We start from the raw sequence: 19,537 nt of genomic DNA, 5'->3' as shown, positions 1-19,537 counted from the left end.
CTACTTTCTATCTATATTAGTTTGAGAATTCCATAAGACATCAATTTGTTCATCAACGTCATCGAAATTTAAATGAAATGCTTCTTTCATTTTATTTCTGTCTTTATTTTCAATCGCTTCAATATATACTTTATGGTTATGAATGACTCTTTTAAAATCTTCAGGTTCATTCTGCATTCTTTTTCTCATTGAAATTAAAACTAAACATACCATAACAGGTGTTAAATTGTGCCATATCATTTCAATGTATTGATGGTGAATAGCAGTGATCATTGATTCGTGAAATAGTAAATCCAATCTTGTGAATTCATCTGCATCTTCAAATTCCACAGCCACAGTCATCATTTTTAATATTTTATTCAGCTGTTTAATCACTTCATCATTATTTTCATCTTGTAACCTTTCAAATACAAATGACTCTAACATTAACCTAATATCATATATTTCTTTTTGGTTAGCTTTAGATAACCCGGTAACAACTGCTCCCATACGTTCTAAAGATATGAGCCCATCTTGTTGCAGGAGTTTAAGTGCATCTCTTACTGGCGATCGACTCACTTCAAATTGTTGAGCAATTTTATTTTCACTTAACTTATCGCCTTCTTCTATAATCTTACTTATAATTGCTAGCCTAAGTTCACTCGCTACTTGCTCTCCCGTTGAACGATGCTTTAACCATTCGCTTGGATAATGATAATGATGTTTCATAAAATACCTCCAAACTTCGTATACTTGTATACAAGTTATTGTAAACGTTTTCGAATTATTTGTAAACGATTACTGCTTATTTTTTAAAATACAAAAAAAGAGTTCAGGATATTTTTGTATCCCAAACTCTTATAAATATAGCGTTATTCTATTGATAATCGGTTTAGTACAACTTCCCCTAATGCTTTACTCGCCGTTAATAAAGCATCTTCATTTACGACAAATTTCGGACTATGGTTAAAGTGGGCTTTATCAATTCCATAAGGTTTACATCCGACAAAGAAAAATGTACCTGGTATTTTTTCAAGATATATCGCAAAGTCTTCAGAACTCGTTAATTGTTCATGTTCTTTTAATGATTCAAAATAATCACCTTGACTCGTTGCCAAAATATCTATTAAATAATCTGTTTGTTTATAGTGATTGACTAGTGGAATACAATCTAATTCATATTTAAACTCACATTGAATATTAAAAGTATCTTCTAATCCTTTAATTAACTGTTCGATTTCATCATGGATTTGATGACCTATACGGCTTTCCATATATCTTACATCACCAGCTAATTCAACACTATCTTGGATAACATTTAATGAACCTAGACCATTAAATGAACTAATCGTTACAACACCCATATCAAATGGATTTAGTCTTCTCGATACAACGGTTTGAACATTCGTAATGAAAGTACTTGCTGCCATTATCGCATCATTCGCAAGGTGTGGACTTGATCCATGTCCACCTTTTCCTTTAACTTTAAGATGAAATAATGATCGACCACCCATTGTAGGACCTTTCCTATATGAAATAACATCAGGTGTATAATCAGGGAATAAATGAATACCATAGATTTCATCCACACCATTTAAATAACCTGACTGCATCATGTCAATTGCGCCACCTGGTGCTAACTCTTCTGCATGTTGATGGATAATTATAATCTTACCTGGTAAATGCGGTTTAAGTTCAATCAAACATTCTGCAAGTATTAACAAATATGCAGTATGTGCATCATGCCCACAAGCATGCATCCATCCTTTATTTTTAGAACTAAATGGTAAACCCGTATCTTCAGTAATATTTAAAGCATCAAAGTCTGCTCGTAATGCAATTGTTCTTCCCGGTAAACTGCCTTCAATCTCTACAATCAGTCCGTAATTACCACCAATGCGATTATGTATAACGACGTCTTTATTTTCATAAAATGCTTCTATATATTGTGATGTCTTCACTTCATTAAATGACGGTTCAGGATATTGATGTAAATATTGATAATGCTTAATCATATCTTGCTCTTTTTGTTCCAGCTTTTTAAATAGTAAACTACGTAACATAGATTCACCCCCTCAATTTCATAAAAAGTAACTACCACAAGATGTAGTAGCTACTTTTTTTCGTTTTTATCTTTTAATTTATCTGGATGTTCATCAACTTTATCTTCTTTTTCAAACTTTGCTAATACGGCTGTTAGGAAAAATCCTAGTCCAGCTCCGAGCATTAATGAGCTAGGTGTACCGTGAAAAAAGAAACTTGCAACAATACATATTATACCAATAATGATATAATGTTTAATAAATTTTTTACCCAAAAATATCCCTCATTCTTATGTCTAATAAGTTAAATTTAACATAGAAATGAGGGATAAACCATTAAATATTCTTATTTCTTATCATGTAATGATTGATACCTGTGAATATAGCAATACATACTACAGATATCCATATTTGTGCTACTTTCATTTTTAGTAAACCTTGATTCAATATTTTAGGTAAAAAGTCTAAAGGATTGTATTTCATCATTTTTGATAAATCTTCCCCTATTTCAGGAATAAAAATCAATGCATCAAAGATGTTAGGTAAAAATAATATTAATATGATGGCAGTAGTATAAATAACTGCTGATTTACCAGTTAATAAATTAAGGATATTTAATAATGTTCCGTAAAATAGCATGATAAGTAGAAATTCACCAAACATTTTGAAATAGTCAGATACACTTAATTCGCCTGCATCAATTATAGTTGATGCTAATAATGTAAATAACGTACCTAAAATCGTAAATATAATAACAATGCCGATAATAGATAGTAACTTGCCGTATAAATACTTCACTCTATTTGTTTTAGAATTTAAGAACAACTGAATCGTACCATACTGCATATCACGTACTATCGTTCTTATAGAGAACATTAATAATACAAGTCCACCAAATACGAAGAACATAGCCAATACAACTTGTGCATCAAATGGTCCATCTAAAGTTTTAACAGAAATCATGATGGCTATTCCTGGAAACAATGAAATGAGAAATCCTAAATAGCCTAATGGACTTTTAAATATTCTCGTTAAATCATATTTTACATGTTGAGCGATATTCATGATACTTCAACTCCTTTGTTAATATTAAAGTATTGATCTCTTAAAGTCGTTTTATTATTTTGAATAAACTTAGGATAAATATTTTTAACGCTTAACGTTTTTAACACTTCTTGATAATCCTCTAGTGCTTCTACTGAAATAATCGATTCTTGTTTATTACTTGTTACTACTTTGTAATTCATCGTAAGAAGATTAAGTGCTTCATTATAATTTGAACGGTCAAAGATAAATTTGGTAACGTCTTTAGATTGAGCTTTCATATCATAATCTTCAACGATCGCACCATCTTTCATAAATACTGTTCTATCACATATCAATTCAATATCTTCTAACTTATGACTTGAAATGAGTACTTTAATATTTAAATCTTCACTTACTTTTTCTAATGTTTTTAAGACATCAATTGAACCGTCTGGATCCATTCCATTTGTCGGTTCATCTAAAATCAAATATTGTGGTTTATTCATAAGTGCCACCGCAATAGATAACTTCTGCTTCATACCCATTGAATATTTTTTTACTTTTTTATCGATATAAGGCTTAATGCCAAATGACTCGATTAACATATTGATATAATCATCATCTACATTAGTCCCTAATACCTTTCTAAAGAAGTTTAAATTATAATAGCCTGTTTTATTTAAATATAATTTAGGATTTTCTATTAAATAACCCACTTTGTCACTATTTTCTTTGTTGAAATTCCCATCATACTTCATAATATTCTGGTTCATAATTTTCATTAATGTAGTTTTACCTACGCCATTTTTACCGATCAATCCGACAATTTGGCTATCCTCAAAATCAAAGTCAATATTCTTGAGGATATGTTGCTTACCGTAATACTTTTGTATATTATTTAATTTCACGATTATTCACCTCTCCTTTAAATTGTAATTGCATGCTTTCGTGCTTTATTGATTGAAATGATATAACTCACGATAAATAGAATGATGGAACAGCCTAAGAATATTGACATATCGTGTGTCTTAAATATATGCGATTGTATTGAAAAGAATTTAAGCACGGAATCTATAAACTGTATTGAGTTTGGTACAATCACTCCGACTATTATCATCCAAAAAATAATAGGAATTTTGATTAATCTTTTATACTCTGCAAATGGCAAGATTAAACTAATCGTCAACAAATTCCCTGCAATACTCAAACACGTTCCTGAAAGATCATATGAAATTTCCATGCCTGGTTCTTGTATTAATAAAGCTACTATCGTACATAAACCAAGTAGTAATTGTGTGAATAAAATAAATATTAATCCTGTTAAATAATGAGCATTAATCACTGTTGATTGCTTAACAGGTAGACTTAAAAATGTATATTCAGAATGATTTTTATTGATTCTATTAAATAGAAAATACATTGGTACTAAGAACACAATATGGATCATAACAACGATTATTCCTAATAAACCTATTCTAATAAATCCATTAAGAGGTATTACGACTATTAATGGTAGTAACAATGCTGTAGCCAACATTAAATATAGGTATGATTTTGATAAAATTAAGTTTCTATATAAGATTGCCTTCATTTTATACCTCCATAAACCGTAATTTGATCTTGTTTCGCTTGTTTGATAGCTCTACTAAACTGAATCGACCATATAATCGCAACGATTACCAATATGATAGCTGGTGTATAGTATAAAAATATTTTCCAATCTAAAACTTCAGCAAATGGATAATGTCGATTCGAATATATCCCAAAGTAAAACATTGTGAATATGCCATACATAGCAACTAATATCCAAGCACCGAACTGATTAATATTTAAATGTGCAAATGTTGGATAAACGATGCTTAACGTAAATAAGTTCGTTGCTACAATAAATAACCCAGCTTGTAAAAATATTGTGTCTTGTTTCACGAATGCTATGACCATTATCATCATAAATGAAATACCTGTTACTAATAAGTTATATAAATAATGCCCTTTTACAATATCAACTTTAGAAATCGGTAAACTCATATAAAAGATTTGACTGCTTTGTTTATTTAAAAATATCGCGTGATTAATACTATGAATTGAAACGACTGCGACAAAATATACCTCTACTACATTCTTGAATTCTATACTTTGATAAGATAAAGTAAATTTCGTTAACAATACTAATCCGAAACAGATTAAATAAAGTAAGTAATACCCTTTCTCATATTGAAAGTTCCGGTAGAAAACAGCTTTCATTTATACCACTTCCTTATCGAATTGATTTTTCTCAATTCTTACCATGATATCCTCTATTGATGGTGTTTCAACGACTACTTCATTTCCAAATAACTCAACAAATACTGAACTTTGTCTTGTTAATCCTGAGAAACCTGTATTCGTTTCTTTCACACTGATTAATAACGCTCTTAATTCATCATCAAGTATAGATTGGTCTCCTTTAATAATTCGATAACCATCTGTTAAATCTTCTACACTTTCATTAATTACAATGGATCCATTTTTTAAATAAACGATATAATCAGCAATTTTCTCTAAATCTGAAATAATATGTGTAGAGAAAAAGATTGTTTTTTCTTCATCTATTAATTCTCTTTGTAAAATTTCAAGCACTTCATTACGTACGACTGGATCAAGCCCTGCAGTTGGTTCATCTAGAATGTAAAGTTCAGCATGGTGACTTAATGCGATTGCTAATGACAATTTCATTTTCATACCTGTTGAAAATTGCTTAATCTTTTGTTTATAAGGTAATTTGAATTCTTTAATATAACCTTCAAATATATCGTGATCCCATTGTTTATAATATTTACTGATGACTTTCTCGATTGTTTTAATATTCCATTTTTCATACATATATAATTCAGAATAGACAAAGCCGATTTTATTTTTAATATCAACTGGGTTTTCACTTAAATATTCTCCAAGTATTTTTAAATCTCCACTTTGTTCTTTAAGTAGACCCATAATAATACGTATAATCGTTGTTTTACCTGCACCATTCGCACCAATAAATCCCGTTACATAACCTTTACGTACTTCAAAGTTAACATCTGATAATTTAAGATTTTTATGATTAAAATTTAAATTTTTAACCTCTATCGCATTATCCATTTTATTCACCTTCCTCATAAATCAAATTAACGATTTCATTGAGTTCTTTAACATCCATTCCGATTAACTTTGCTTGTTTAGTTAAATCTCTTGCTAAATCCTCTATGACAATAAATTGTTTTTCTTTCATGATTGAGGGATCTTGTGATTTTACAAAAGTACCTTTCCCTCTTATCGTCGTGACAAATTGCTCTTGTTCTAAATCAACATATGCACGTTTAGTTGTTATTAAACTGACACCTAAATCACTTGCTAACTCTCTCATAGAAGGTAATGAAGCACCCCGTTCTACTTTACCTTGTAATATTTGTGCTTTGATTTGTTCTTTAATTTGTTCATAAATTGGTTGATTACTATTATTTTGAAGTAGAATCTTCATGTTTAACCTCCCTCTCTCTAACTGTATATAAACAATATACACACTATACACATAATTGTCAAACTCATTTAGTAAAAAGCTTATAAATCAACGTTTTTAGACATAAAAAAACAGAGTGTGTATACGTATTGTATATACACACTCTGATTAATTTTATTATTTTAAGTCATTGATTGCTTTAGCGATAGATTCAAATACATGTTCTATATCAGATTTTTCAATACAGCTAAATGCAATACGAATATCAGTTTTATTTAAAGCAATAATACCGATACTATACTTATCAATTAAATATAATCTCAATTGCTCAGGGTCTACACCTAACACTTTAAGTGCCATAAAGTAACCTGAATTAAATGCATATGGCGTCCATAATGATTTAAATTCATCACGATAAGCAACTTCTTTCGTTACTTCATATCTTTCTTTTAGAATATTCACGTTATGATCAACTTGATCTTGGAAAGAAGGATCTTCCATTGCATGAATAATTGCAGTTTGGCTAGGTAAAGAACAACTTGATAAGTTACTTCTAATTAAACCTTTTAATTTAGCTACTAACACATCTTTAACAACATCATTTTGACTACCAAATGTTAAGAAACCAACACGGAAGCCCCAAGAGAAGTATTCTTTAGTTGCGCCATCAATTTTAACCGGCATAATATTTTCATGATTTAACGCTGTTAATGCTGTAAATACAGATTGTTTATAAACATCTTCAAAGAACAATCCATAATAAGCATCATCCACTAATGTAATGACTTGCGTACCTTTATCAGCTAATTGTTTAATAGCTTCAACCATTTCTTTAACTTCTTCAACTACTGGTGTATAACCAGTTGGATTATTAGGGAAGTTTAACACGAGAATAACTTTTTCTTTATTATATTGTTCTAAAGCATGTTTGAAATATTCTAAAGTGTAACTACCATCTTCTTCAAAAGCTTTGTAAGTTTCAATGTTCGCACTATGTCTTACACCAAAAGCTAATTTATAGTTACCCCAGTTATGTTCTGGTAATAAAATTGTATCTTGGCCATCTACAAATAAATCTCCAGCTAAAGATAAACCGTGTGTTAATGCATTTGTTACAACTGGTTTAGAAATATCATCAGCACTTAAATCAGGATTGTCTTTTAAAATTTTCTGTTGCCATAATGTACGTAAACGTTCATCACCTTGTGGCGGTGCATATGGGAATATATCACTTGGATCTTGGTCACCAAATTGATTATATAAAGCATCTGTGTACATAATACCTTCATCAGTAGTTGCCATACCGATCGTTGCATTATACTTTGTACCTTTTGCTTCTCCAGATTGTGATAAAATACCCTTTGGATAATAAATAGATTTACCTAAATCGGAAAGCATATCTAATACAACAGGATATTCTTTTTTCAGTTGTTCATTTAATTCTAATGCTAGTGGGTTCATAGAAAGTCATCCTCTTTCATTGTTATGATACTTCTATACTAGACGAGAATTATGAAAATTAAAAGTGTGTTCACTAAATTTCATCATTTAATTTTAGAAAATCATCCCTTTTTGGATAACAAAGAAATAATTGATATAATAAATCATGTAAAGGAGCAAATCATATGTCTACAATTACAAAAGTTCTTGTCGGTATAGCTATAATCTGCTTAATTATTGGAATAGGCATTCAAATAAGCGGCAACTCAGGCATTCAATTTACATTTGCATCAATATTATTTTTAATAGCCGCATTTATAAGTAGAAATGGCGACCGCAAAAAAGCTAATAAAAAGAAGTAATACAATAAAGACTAAGATTAATTTGAGATAATCTTAGTCTTTATTTTTACTATCTACACCAACTTGGAAATATAAGCCTTCTAATAGTAATCTAAAGTCAATCAAATTTATATATGTTAAACTCTCTTTAGGAGTGATGATTATGGCTTTATATCGAAAGTTAATTCAAACGAATGCTGGTGAAATGTTAGCAATTGCTAATAATGAATATTTGTTAATGTTACATTTTACGAATAAACCTTCGTTAGAAGATGAATTACAAATTGTACGTAAACAACTTAATTCAGAAATTAATGATGAAAGTAACCATGTTTTAGATAAACTTGAGGAAGAATTAACTCTTTATTTTGAAGGTAATCTTTCTACTTTTACAACACCTCTATATTTTAACTTTGGTACACCTTTTCAACAAAAAGTGTGGCCTGCTTTATGTGAGATTCCATTTGGCGAGACGATATCTTATAAGCAGTTAGCTGAGAATATTGGTAAACCTACTGCTTTTCGTGCTGTCGCTAATGCAAATGGTAAGAACTTTATTACGATTCTTGTTCCTTGTCATCGTGTAATAGCTGCTGATGGTTCAATTGGTGGTTATTCTAGTGGCGTAGAGCGTAAAGAAATCTTGCTTGATATTGAGAAAAATAAAAGTAACATCGGCTAATATTATCAACCGATGTTACTTTTTAATTTATTATAAATGTTTAATCATATATTTATAGTCATGTCCGCTTAGTTTTCGATCATACGAAGGCTCGAATCCTAGCTTCTCATATAGTTTCATTGCACCTTCATTATCAAATTCACAATTTAATGATACTTGCTGAAACCCTCTTTCTTTAGCTCGAACAAAAGCATCTGCTATAAGTTTAGAGGCAATACCTCTACCTCTATATTCTGAAAAGACCGCAACTGAATCAATATATAAATCACCATTATCCGCTTCTTGTTCAGGTAACGGCGTTCCTTCTAATTTAAATGAATCTTTAAATGCAATATTGTGCCAATTTTCTTCAAGTGGTTTTTCATCACTGCCACTATAGCAATTAAGAAAGCCTGCTACTTTTCCATCAATTTCATATACTTGACTATGCTTATAATGGTTTCTATATTCACTATCAACACTCGCTTGTTCAAGTAATCTTAAAACAGTTTGCTTATCATTTTGAACAACTAAAGGTAGCTCCATATCATGCCAAATCATAAACATTAACTCACTTAATTTTTTCGCATCTTCTTTAACAGCAGGTCTAATCATATTCTCTACTCCTTTAATACAAATTAGATTCATTTTAACATAAAAATCATCCAATTAAATAACCCACCAAGTAAGGTGGGTTTATTAATGTATAAAAAAAGAGTGCATACTACTATATATTCGAGGACGGATAACGCCTTTATGCTTCTAAAATGGAGCACGAATTATATAGGTTTACATATGCACTAGAAATCACTTAATTATGACCATTTTATGACCAGTCAATACTAAAAACATTGATATGACGGCGTTTAATGGTCTTTTTACATCATACCTGGCATTCCGCCCATGCCGCCCATATCTGGTGCTGCTGGTTCTTCTTCTGGAATGTCTGCTACTACTGCTTCAGTAGTTAAGAACATTGCTGCTACAGATGCTGCATTTTGTAATGCTGAACGTGTAACTTTTGTTGGATCGACAATACCTGCGTCTAACATATTTACCCATTCGTCTGTTGCTGCATTGTAACCAATACCTTCGTCAGCGTTTTTAAGTTTTTCAACTATAATTGAGCCTTCTAAGCCAGCATTTTCAACGATTTGACGTAATGGTGCTTCAAGAGCTTTCAACACAATGTTCACACCAGTTTCTACATCGCCTTTTGCTTCAACTTCAGCTACTTTATTATAAATAGATACTAATGCTGTACCACCACCTGCTACAATACCTTCTTCAACTGCAGCACGTGTAGAGTTTAATGCATCTTCAATTCTTAATTTACGTTCTTTTAATTCTGTTTCAGTTGCAGCACCTACTTTAATAACTGCAACACCACCTGCTAATTTAGCTAAGCGTTCTTGTAATTTCGTACGATCAAAGTCTGAAGTTGTTTCTTCAATTTGAGCTTTAATTTGACCAACACGAGCGTCGATGTTTACTGAGTCACCTTGACCTTCAACAATTGTAGTGTCGTCTTTAGTAACTTGAACTTTACCTGCTTCACCAAGCATATCTAGAGTTGTTTCTTTTAAATCTAAACCTAAGTCATCAGTAATCACTTGACCACCAGTTAAAATTGCTAAATCATCTAACATAGCTTTACGACGGTCACCAAATCCAGGCGCTTTAACTGCTACTGCTGTGAATGTACCACGTAATCTGTTTAATACTAAGTTTGTTAATGCATCTCCATCAACATCATCAGCAACAATTAAAATTGGTCTATTTGTTTGTAAGATTTTTTCTAAGATAGGTAAAATATCTTGGAATGAAGAAATCTTTTTGTCTGTAATTAAGATGTAAGGATTTTCTAATTCAGCAGTCATTTTGTCTGAATCTGTCACCATGTATGGAGAAGTATATCCTCTATCAAATTGCATACCTTCAACAACTTCTAATTCTGTGCTGAATCCTTTAGATTCTTCAATAGTAATAACACCGTCATTACCTACTTTTTCCATTGCTTCTGAAATAAATTTACCAATTTCTTCATCGGCAGCAGAAATAGAACCAACTTGTGCAATTTCTTCTTTTTTCTCAACTGGTTGTGAGATATTGTGTAATTCTTCTAAAGCTACTTTAACTGCTTTATCAATACCTTCACGAATACCAACTGGATTTGCACCACTTGTTACGTTTTTCAATCCTTCTTGAATCATCGCTTGAGCTAGGACAGTTGCTGTAGTCGTACCGTCACCTGCAACATCATTTGTTTGGTTTGCAACTTCTGCAACTAATTTGGCACCCATATTCTCATATGGATCTTGTAATTCAATTTCTTTAGCGATTGTAACACCATCATTTGTAATTAATGGTGAAGTGAATTTTTTATCTAAAACGACGTTACGTCCTTTAGGTCCTAAAGTTACTTTAACTGCATTTGCTAATTTATCAACACCAGCAAGCATAGAACGTCTAGCGTCTTCTGAAAATTTTAGTTCTTTAGCCATTTATAAAAACCTCCATAAAATATCTTCAAAAATATTATCTAAATTATTCAATAACTGCTAAAATGTCATCTTCTGAAAGGATAATATATGTTTCTTTATCACGTTTAACTTCTGTTCCTGCGTATTGTTGATATACAACTTGATCACCTACAGCAACATCTACAGTAAGTCTTGTACCATCTTCTAGACGCTTACCTGGTCCAACAGCAACAACTTTTCCTTCGTTAGACGATTCTTTAGCTGAATCTGTCAATACAATCCCGCTAGCTGTAGTTTGTTCTGTTTCTGTTTTCTCAATAATAATTCTATCTCCCAATGGTTTTAACATTTATAAAATCCTCCTTGGCGCTAATAATATTAGCACTCTTTATACTTAAGTGCTAACTACATTTTTATAATAATCAAATTTGGTCAAAATTACAAGCAATATAACTTAAATTTTTCTCTTTTTCTGCTAAATAAGGTACAATGTTTACATGTTTATTTTTGGAGGAATTGAAAATGCAATTTAATCGATTAACTGTTAATATTGCTACCCTATTACTATTTGGTGTTGTACAAACCATCGCAATTATTCCAAATAGTTTATACGCTGATTCAGGATTATCTAAAGTCACAAGATTAGAAATCAGCTTAACTTGGATGGCAACAACAGCTATCATTACTGTTTTATTATTATGGTATATGAACTCAAATATTAAAAATCCAACTCGATTAGAACAACAGAAGAAAGAACCATGGGTATACGTGATTTTCTGGAGTGTTGCAGGTATTATAATGGCCATGCTTGGACAAATCATCGCCGCTTTGATTAATACATATATATTTAATCAACCAGTAGAAAGTGGCAATACCCAAAATCTCATGAAGATTGCACAACAATCACATATATTAATCATTTATATCGTATTAGCAGGTCCAATATTAGAAGAATTAATATTCCGTAAATTAATTTTCGGAGAGATATACAATATGATCAAAGCACCTAAGTGGTTAAGCTTTATCGTAGCAGTATTAGTTAGTTCATTTATCTTCTCATTAGCACATTCAGATCCAGAACATACATTAATTTATGTTGTAATGGGAACTGTATTTAGCGGACTTTATGTATTAACGAAACGTATCATCGTACCAATGGTTGCACATATGGGAATGAACGGTATTGTTGTTTTAGGACAAATTGTATTTAAAGATCAAGTAAACGAACAATTAGAGAAACAACCTCAAATTTCACAACTGATATATCATACAATCTTGAGCATGTATAGCTAAGTGTAAATAAATAAGCATATCACCGAACTGATGAACTCAGTCTTAAGTGATATGCTTATTTTTTGTATTTAGAGGACGGCTAACTTCCATTATTCTGAATTCTGGTAATTAGGCGGGCGCTCTCTTACGGACATTTCTCCAAATTCTGTCCCTAACATACTCTAATATTGTTTGACGCCCCATAATACTTCTTCACATTTTTTAATAATGTATTTGATAACTTCGACTCTAGCTGATTTTTTATTGTCTGCTGGTACGACAAGCCATGGTGCATGATCTGTATTTGTGAATTTAATCATATCGTGACTTGCTTCTATATATTGATCCCATTTTTCTCTATTTCGCCAATCTTCGTCTGTGATTTTCCATTGTTTTTCTGGTGTTTCTTCTCGTTCTTTAAATCTTCTTAATTGTTCATCTTTATCTAAAGTTAAGAAGAATTTTAGAATAATTGCACCTTCGTCTGTCCACATTTTCTCAAATTGATTGATTTCTTCATAGGCACGTTTCCATTCTTTTTTAGTAGCAAATCCTTCTACTCTTTCGACTAATACTCTTCCGTACCAGCTTCTATCGAAGATTTCAATGTGGCCGCTTCTTGGCATATCTTTAGCAAATCTCCATAAGTAATGATGATTCAACTCTACATCTGTTGGAGCACTTATTGCATTTACTTCATAACCGGTTGGATCTAATTTTTCTCTAACTCTTTTAATATTGCCACCTTTACCGGCTGCATCCATGCCTTCGTATACTAATATTAACGGAATCTTTCTTTCGTATAATGCAAATTGCAATTCTTTCAGTCTATCTTGTAAGTCACCTATAAGAGATTTATATGTCTTTTTATTTACTTTATCTATAGATTGATCAAATAGGTCTGTTTTAAAATCTTCCGTAAAATCACCGTCAATTACTTTGTCTTTCTTTTTATGTAATTTAATCGCTTTGTTCAAACGATTGATGATATGTTTATACATCAAATTGATAGCTTCTTCTCTCTCCGTATAATCAATGATTTCCCATTCATCAGGGGATGCTTTAAGTATTTTATGCATTTCTTTATGATATACATCATCATTAATGGCACTTTCATATTCTTGTGCTTTCCAACTTGTTAATGGATTTTCTTTCATTTCTTTTAAATGTTCTTTTCTCTTTTTATCGCTAATCTCAATATAAAACTTAATAATTTCGTAGCCATCATCTTGGACCATCGATTCAAAGTCTTGGATTTGTCTTCGTAATGCATGATATTTGTTGTATATAGAATGTTTTATTTTGTTTGCTTGATATTCTATATAATATGCATACCAACTTCTAAAATAAATATTGATATCACCTTTTGAAGGTAAACTGTTCCAATACTTCTGTAAAAATTGATATCTTAGATCGTCTTCTGAAGGTGATTTCATCGGTACAAAGTGTGTGTATTTAGCATCAAGTGTTAAAAGAAGTTCATTTGATAGTCTCGTCTTACCTGATGCGGGAACACCTTCAAATACAATCATGATAGGAATTCCAAGTTCTTTTGTCTTCCTCGTTAATGCTGCTACTTCTAAAGATAATTGTTCATTATTTTTAGTCATTTATATACACCTCTTTTCATTTCATATTATATGCTTTTACCTTTATTCTCGCAATTTTCAATAAGATTACAACTAAGAAATGTTATAATAAATGTATTAGGGGAGGTTTTAACATGACGTTAACTTTTAAAGATTACCAATATGAACAAATCAATATTGAAGAAAAAGAAAAGCAAACCAAATCACTATTAAACGAATTCGATAATGCAGAAACGGTCGATCAAGCAATTGAGACGATTAGTGAAATTAATAAGATTAGAAACCATACTGATACGCATTATAATCTAGCTTTCATAAGAGCATCTATCGATACAAATGATGAATTTTATAATAAAGAAAGAGATTTCTTTGATGAAACAATGCCTAAAATACAACATTTAGACCATTTATTCTATCAATCTTTATTAAAATCTAAATTTAAAAATGATTTAATTGAGCATTTTGGACAACAACTATTTTCTTTAGCAGAAGTTGCTCTCAATACATATAATCCTTCTATTAATGACTTACTTGTTAAAGAAAATAAATTAGTAAGCGAATATGATAAATTAATTGCGTCAGCAGATATTGAATATAACGGCGAACATTTGAATTTATCACAATTCAGTAAGTACTTAATCAATGAAGATAGAGAAATTAGAAAAGATGCTTTTAAAGCGAGAGAACAGTTTTTTGCAGATCATCTAGAGGATTTAGATCGTATTTATGATGATCTTGTAAAAACAAGACATGAAATAGCTCTAAAATTAGGATACGAGAACTTTGTTCAACTAGGCTATGATAGAATGCAAAGAATTGGTTACAACGCAAATGATGTAAAAATTTTTAGAGAGCAAGTAAAAGAACATGTTGTACCTATTACTGAAGACATTAAATCACAGCATGCAAAACGTATTGGAGTTGACAGTTTAAAAGCTTACGATAATAATTTCACTTTTAAAACGGGATCGCCAAAACCACAAATATCAACTGAAGAAATCGTGAAAAATGCTAAAAAAATGTACCATGAACGTTCTAAAGAAACTGGTCATTTTATAGATTTTATGATTGATAAACAATTATTTGATTTAGAAGCTAAAAAAGGAAAAGAAAGTGGTGGTTATTGTACAATCATAAATGATTTTAAATCACCTTTCATTTTCGCAAACTTTAATGGCACACAAGGTGATATTGAAGTTATGACACATGAAGCCGGACATGCTTTCCAAGTATATGAAAGCTTGAAGTATTCTGTACCAGAATATTACTTCCCTACTTCAGAGGCATGTGAAATTCATTCTATGAGCATGGAATATTTAACTTATCCATGGATGTCATTATTCTTCAAACAAGATACGGATAAATTTAAACTAGCACACTTAGAAGATAATATTAAATTCTTACCATATGGTGTAGCAGTGGATGAATTCCAACACTTTGTTTATGAAAATCCAGACATATCTTCAGAAGAACGAAGAAAAGCTTGGTCAGATTTAGAAAATAAATACTTCCCAAGTGTAGACTATGACAATATTCAACATCTTGAAAATGGTGCATTCTGGCATAGACAAGGTCATATTTTTGCATCACCATTTTATTATATTGATTATACATTAGCGACAATTTGTGCAATGCAATTTTTCATTAAACAAGAAGCTGATCCAGAACAAGCATGGTCTGATTATTTAAAAATATGTCAAATCGGCGGTTCACAATCATTTATTGATATTATGGCATCTGTTCAGTTACAATCTCCATTTGAAGAAGGTACTGTAAAATCCATTATAGAAACATTATACAAAGCAACACAGAATATTGATCAAAGTGAATTTTAATAAAAAAGTTGGTGTGGGACAGAAGTTTACCGCCAAGATACTAGAAGAGACTGAGACATTACATTATGTGCCAGTCTCTTTCCTACGATTTGTCAACTACTACGTAGTAAAATGTATTTAAAATTGGCATCACTAAATAAGCCTTTATTATTTAATAATTTTTTCAATATGTTATGATTTATTTGAATAGATTATCAGTGTGGAGACAAGTGATAATCATATTCTTTATTATTTATAACTAGATAATGAATGGTTTTAAGTAGCTTGTTAACGCAAGCTATTGAAGCAGTCTTGTGGCCTTTGCCATTAGGCTGCTTTTTTAATTTGTAATAATAGTCGATAATATGATTTTTAAATAACCTTTGACCCAACAGGAAATTTTTAATGATTAAGTAAAATAATGATCTAGCATGTTTGTTTCCACGTTTGTTAATTTTATCTTTAAAATGCGTTTTACCAGACTGATATCTTTTTATATCAATGCCTACATATGCATTCAATTGTTTATGAGAATCAAAGGATTTGATGTCACCTAATTCGCCAATAATCATTATGGCTGTTAAATCACCAATGCCAGGAATAGATTTAATTATTTTAAATTCTTCGAATTCCTCAGCTAACACTAATAACCTTTGTTTTATAGAAGCATGCCGTTTCATTAGATTTAATAAATCTTCAATCACATAAATTAATTTATCTGTTAAAAATGAATCTTTAGAAACAGAAGGATAACTGACCATAGAGAACTCTACGAGTTTTTTTGCATATTGTGCTTTCTTTTTCTCTGATAGATTTTTTTCTGTACAACTATTAATTGTATTTTTTAGTTCTTCAATTTCATTAGAATCAACAAAGTCAGGATGTGGGAACTTACTAGCTACTTGTAAAGCCAATTTTGAATATCTATCCTTAAATAGGTTTTGTAATTCTGGAAAAGTCATATCTAGTAACTGAATCAATTGGTTTTTTAAGTAATTTTGTTGATTGTTAATTTCTTCATAGTATCTTGTCAGTTCTCTCAGTTTTACGTATTTTTCTTCCATTAAATTTCTAGAAGGTTTTTTATTTATATTTTTAGCTAAAACGGCAAGTTTATGTGCATCAGATTTATCTGTTTTCCAATTTCTTAAAGAATTAGTTAGTAATTTTGCCTCAAGAGGATTAATTACACAAAATGAAATGTTGTTAACTGTACAGAATTTCTCTAACACTTTTGAATATATACCAGTAGCTTCAAATAAAAAATATACTCCTGCGAAATCCTTTATATATTTGTTTAGTGACTCAAAACCATTATTATCGTGGGTAATTTCAAATTCTTTAACAAATTCATTGTTTGAATAATGTGCAATAAAACTCTTTCCTTTTCCAACATCTATACCAAAATATTCGATAAAAATCACTCCTAAGTTATTAAATTTAAGAAGCTTTAACTTCACTTAGCCTTACTTAGTTCATTTTCCTGTACACGATCTCAAGGGACCCAACATACTAAAATCGAATTCATAAGGAGAGTGAAGTTCTCCAGTTTTTGCTACGGGTTCTATGACCCTAGAGACCGATCGGAGTACTTCTCTCTTCTACTATTTCATATTCTTAAAATAAGTACCAACGGTATGAAAAAGAATATGAAAAAAGTAGCGAAGTTCATCTACCGTCGTAGATTACTTCGCTACTAATCTTAGTATGTTTTATTTGGAAAAATCAATATAAGTGGGAGCTTCTATGTTGCTTGTTTGGTGTATCTTGCAACATACGGAACGCATATTTATCTTGTTTCACTAGTCTTGATAAATACAACGCGCCTATTTATCTTGTTTCACTAGTCTTGATGAATACAACGCGCCTATTTATCTTGTTTCACAAGTCTTGATAAATACGAGGCCGCTATTTATCTTGTTTCACCAGTCTTGAGAATATGTCCATATAATTGTGTAATAAAAAAAGAGCCACATATAGCTCACTTTGGTACAATGTAATCGACTAAGAAAAAATTGTAGAGGTGACTATATATGACTCAATTAAATGTTAACTTAGATTATGAAGAATTGGCAAGTGCTATTTTTGGAAGTGATATGAATGCGTCTATGAAAACAATAGCTATGACTGTCATAAATGCATACATGGAAATGGAAAGAGACAAGTATGTTAATGCTGGATATAAACAAAAGAATTCAGGAAGAAACGCACAACTTAATGGCTATTATGCGCGTGATTTCCTGATGCCTATTGGCAATCTGACATTAAAAGTTCCAAGAACACGTGACGGTGAATTTACAACTGAAGTATTTAATCAATATTCGCGTTCTGACCAATCGCTTATTTTAGCGATGACAGAAGCATACATTAATGGTGTTTCAACTAGAAATGTTAATAAAATTGTGGAATCCCTAACGGGAAAATCTGTGTCTAAATCAACTGTTTCAGGCGTAATAAAAAACCTAGATCCTGAAATTAAAGAATGGGCTGGTAGACCTATTGTTAGTCATCAGTATAAGTATGTATTTGTTGATGCTATGCACATTAAGGTAAGAGAGAATAATAAAATTGTTTCTAAAGGTGTTTATATCGCTATGGGTATCAACGAAAATAGAAAACGCGACATTATTGGCTTTAAAATTTCTAATCAAGAGTCAGAATTAGCTTGGTCAGAGTTTTTTGAAGACTTAAGAATGCGTGGTTTAACAACACCTGAACTTATTATCTCTGATGCGCATTCTGGACTTATTAAATCTATTAAGTCACAGTTTATTGATTCATCTTGGCAACGTTGTACATTCCATTTTCTTAAAAATATTGTAGAGAGATTTCCTAAAAGAACTCTAAAGAAGCTAGAATGTTACTTAAATCAATATTCCAAGCACCAACATATCGTCACGCTGTTCAGCTCAAAGATGAATTCATTGCACAATATGAAAGTAATCCTAAGTATGTGGAAGCTATTAAAATATTGGATGAAGGCTTCGAAGATGCCTCACAATTCTATAGATTTCCTGCTCAACATCATAAAAATCTAAGAACTACTAATTCAGTTGAAAATATTAATATGCAACTCAGAAAACGAGAAAAAATAGTTAAAACATTCCCTAATCTAGATTCAGCTTTTAGATTAATTGGCGCAGTACTTATGGATATTCAAGAAAGATTTGATAAGTCTAACAGACCATTTATCGCTTAATTAAGCTACTTATTTTTTAAAAAATAAGTAGTGATCAAACAACTATATCTGTTTAAACTTCAAAACATATATAGTTGTTCGATTCATTAAAAAACCAAAGGTTGATTACATTCTAAAGATATTACACAAACATATGGACTTGACTAGTCTTGATAAATACAACGCGCTTATTTATCTTGTTTCGCCAGTCTTGATAAATACAAATCTCCTATT

General features: G+C 30.9%; 19 protein-coding genes and 1 pseudogene. 5 read left to right on the top strand and 15 right to left on the bottom strand.

Features of this window, described 5'->3' with window-relative positions:
- The 10 genes from MUA60_RS05245 to MUA60_RS05200 form a co-directional block, all read right to left on the bottom strand.
- Positions 1-708, bottom strand: a complete 708-nt coding sequence (locus tag MUA60_RS05245) for a GntR family transcriptional regulator (protein ID WP_262650101.1) — start codon at positions 706-708, stop codon at positions 1-3.
- Positions 709-851: 143 nt separating this feature from the next.
- The gene (locus MUA60_RS05240) at positions 852-2,042 is read right to left on the bottom strand and encodes an amidohydrolase (RefSeq protein WP_262650099.1); all 1,191 of its coding nucleotides are present in this window, start codon (positions 2,040-2,042) and stop codon (positions 852-854) included.
- 50 nt (positions 2,043-2,092) lie between these two features.
- On the bottom strand, positions 2,093-2,296 hold the full coding sequence (locus MUA60_RS05235) for a hypothetical protein (protein WP_262650098.1): 204 nt from the start codon (positions 2,294-2,296) through the stop codon (positions 2,093-2,095).
- Between the two features lie 61 nt (positions 2,297-2,357).
- Positions 2,358-3,086, bottom strand: a complete 729-nt coding sequence (locus MUA60_RS05230) for an ABC transporter permease subunit (protein WP_262650096.1) — start codon at positions 3,084-3,086, stop codon at positions 2,358-2,360.
- Positions 3,083-3,955 carry a phenol-soluble modulin export ABC transporter ATP-binding protein PmtC gene (pmtC, locus tag MUA60_RS05225; RefSeq protein WP_262650095.1) on the bottom strand — a complete coding sequence of 291 codons (873 nt, stop codon included), beginning with the start codon at positions 3,953-3,955 and terminating at the stop codon, positions 3,083-3,085. Before pmtC ends, MUA60_RS05230 begins: the two co-directional genes overlap by 4 nt.
- A 17-nt stretch (positions 3,956-3,972) precedes the next feature.
- Positions 3,973-4,638, bottom strand: a complete 666-nt coding sequence (pmtB, locus tag MUA60_RS05220) for a phenol-soluble modulin export ABC transporter permease subunit PmtB (RefSeq protein ID WP_262650093.1) — start codon at positions 4,636-4,638, stop codon at positions 3,973-3,975.
- Positions 4,635-5,291, bottom strand: a complete 657-nt coding sequence (locus MUA60_RS05215) for an ABC-2 transporter permease (protein ID WP_262650091.1) — start codon at positions 5,289-5,291, stop codon at positions 4,635-4,637. The genes pmtB and MUA60_RS05215 overlap by 4 nt, the downstream gene beginning before the upstream one ends.
- On the bottom strand, positions 5,292-6,167 hold the full coding sequence (pmtA, locus tag MUA60_RS05210) for a phenol-soluble modulin export ABC transporter ATP-binding protein PmtA (RefSeq protein WP_262650089.1): 876 nt from the start codon (positions 6,165-6,167) through the stop codon (positions 5,292-5,294).
- A 1-nt stretch (position 6,168) separates the two neighbouring features.
- The gene (gene pmtR, locus MUA60_RS05205) at positions 6,169-6,546 is read right to left on the bottom strand and encodes a PSM export ABC transporter transcriptional regulator PmtR (RefSeq protein WP_262650087.1); all 378 of its coding nucleotides are present in this window, start codon (positions 6,544-6,546) and stop codon (positions 6,169-6,171) included.
- A 156-nt stretch (positions 6,547-6,702) separates the two neighbouring features.
- The gene (locus MUA60_RS05200; RefSeq protein WP_262650086.1) at positions 6,703-7,986 is read right to left on the bottom strand and encodes an aminotransferase class I/II-fold pyridoxal phosphate-dependent enzyme; all 1,284 of its coding nucleotides are present in this window, start codon (positions 7,984-7,986) and stop codon (positions 6,703-6,705) included.
- 164 nt (positions 7,987-8,150) lie between these two features.
- On the opposite strand from MUA60_RS05200, the gene MUA60_RS05195 reads away from it, so the two are divergent.
- Both MUA60_RS05195 and MUA60_RS05190 read left to right on the top strand, forming a co-directional pair.
- Positions 8,151-8,327 carry a hypothetical protein gene (locus tag MUA60_RS05195; protein ID WP_262650084.1) on the top strand — a complete coding sequence of 59 codons (177 nt, stop codon included), beginning with the start codon at positions 8,151-8,153 and terminating at the stop codon, positions 8,325-8,327.
- A 142-nt stretch (positions 8,328-8,469) separates the two neighbouring features.
- Positions 8,470-8,988, top strand: a complete 519-nt coding sequence (locus MUA60_RS05190; RefSeq protein ID WP_262650083.1) for a methylated-DNA--[protein]-cysteine S-methyltransferase — start codon at positions 8,470-8,472, stop codon at positions 8,986-8,988.
- Positions 8,989-9,018: 30 nt separating this feature from the next.
- Here MUA60_RS05190 and MUA60_RS05185 read toward each other — a convergent pair whose 3' ends face one another.
- From MUA60_RS05185 to groES, 3 genes are all read right to left on the bottom strand, one after another.
- Positions 9,019-9,582, bottom strand: a complete 564-nt coding sequence (locus MUA60_RS05185) for a GNAT family N-acetyltransferase (RefSeq protein ID WP_262650081.1) — start codon at positions 9,580-9,582, stop codon at positions 9,019-9,021.
- Between the two features lie 263 nt (positions 9,583-9,845).
- On the bottom strand, positions 9,846-11,471 hold the full coding sequence (gene groL / locus MUA60_RS05180; protein WP_262650079.1) for a chaperonin GroEL: 1,626 nt from the start codon (positions 11,469-11,471) through the stop codon (positions 9,846-9,848).
- 43 nt (positions 11,472-11,514) lie between these two features.
- Positions 11,515-11,799, bottom strand: a complete 285-nt coding sequence (gene groES, locus MUA60_RS05175) for a co-chaperone GroES (protein ID WP_025905068.1) — start codon at positions 11,797-11,799, stop codon at positions 11,515-11,517.
- A gap of 173 nt (positions 11,800-11,972) precedes the next feature.
- Here groES and mroQ point away from each other — a divergent pair, with 173 nt between their 5' ends.
- A complete protein-coding gene (gene mroQ, locus MUA60_RS05170) occupies positions 11,973-12,743 on the top strand; it encodes an intramembrane glutamic endopeptidase MroQ (protein ID WP_262650077.1) in 771 nt (256 codons plus the stop codon).
- 161 nt (positions 12,744-12,904) lie between these two features.
- Here mroQ and MUA60_RS05165 read toward each other — a convergent pair whose 3' ends face one another.
- Positions 12,905-14,332 carry a phosphate--AMP phosphotransferase gene (locus tag MUA60_RS05165; protein WP_262650076.1) on the bottom strand — a complete coding sequence of 476 codons (1,428 nt, stop codon included), beginning with the start codon at positions 14,330-14,332 and terminating at the stop codon, positions 12,905-12,907.
- A 113-nt stretch (positions 14,333-14,445) separates the two neighbouring features.
- Here MUA60_RS05165 and MUA60_RS05160 point away from each other — a divergent pair, with 113 nt between their 5' ends.
- Positions 14,446-16,146 (top strand): M3 family oligoendopeptidase, encoded by a 1,701-nt coding sequence (locus tag MUA60_RS05160; protein ID WP_262650074.1) that lies wholly within the window; start codon positions 14,446-14,448, stop codon positions 16,144-16,146.
- A gap of 194 nt (positions 16,147-16,340) precedes the next feature.
- Here MUA60_RS05160 and MUA60_RS05155 read toward each other — a convergent pair whose 3' ends face one another.
- Complete coding sequence (locus tag MUA60_RS05155) at positions 16,341-17,585, bottom strand: IS110 family RNA-guided transposase (protein WP_262648674.1); 1,245 nt, start codon at positions 17,583-17,585, stop codon at positions 16,341-16,343.
- 573 nt (positions 17,586-18,158) lie between these two features.
- On the opposite strand from MUA60_RS05155, the pseudogene MUA60_RS05150 reads away from it, so the two are divergent.
- Positions 18,159-19,324, top strand: a pseudogene (locus MUA60_RS05150) (IS256 family transposase).
- Positions 19,325-19,537 lie beyond the last annotated feature (213 nt).

The sequence above is a fragment of the Mammaliicoccus sciuri genome (assembly GCF_025561425.1).
Taxonomy (GTDB): Bacteria; Bacillota; Bacilli; order Staphylococcales; family Staphylococcaceae; genus Mammaliicoccus; species Mammaliicoccus sciuri_A.
This window is presented reverse-complemented; position numbering and strand designations above follow the sequence as displayed.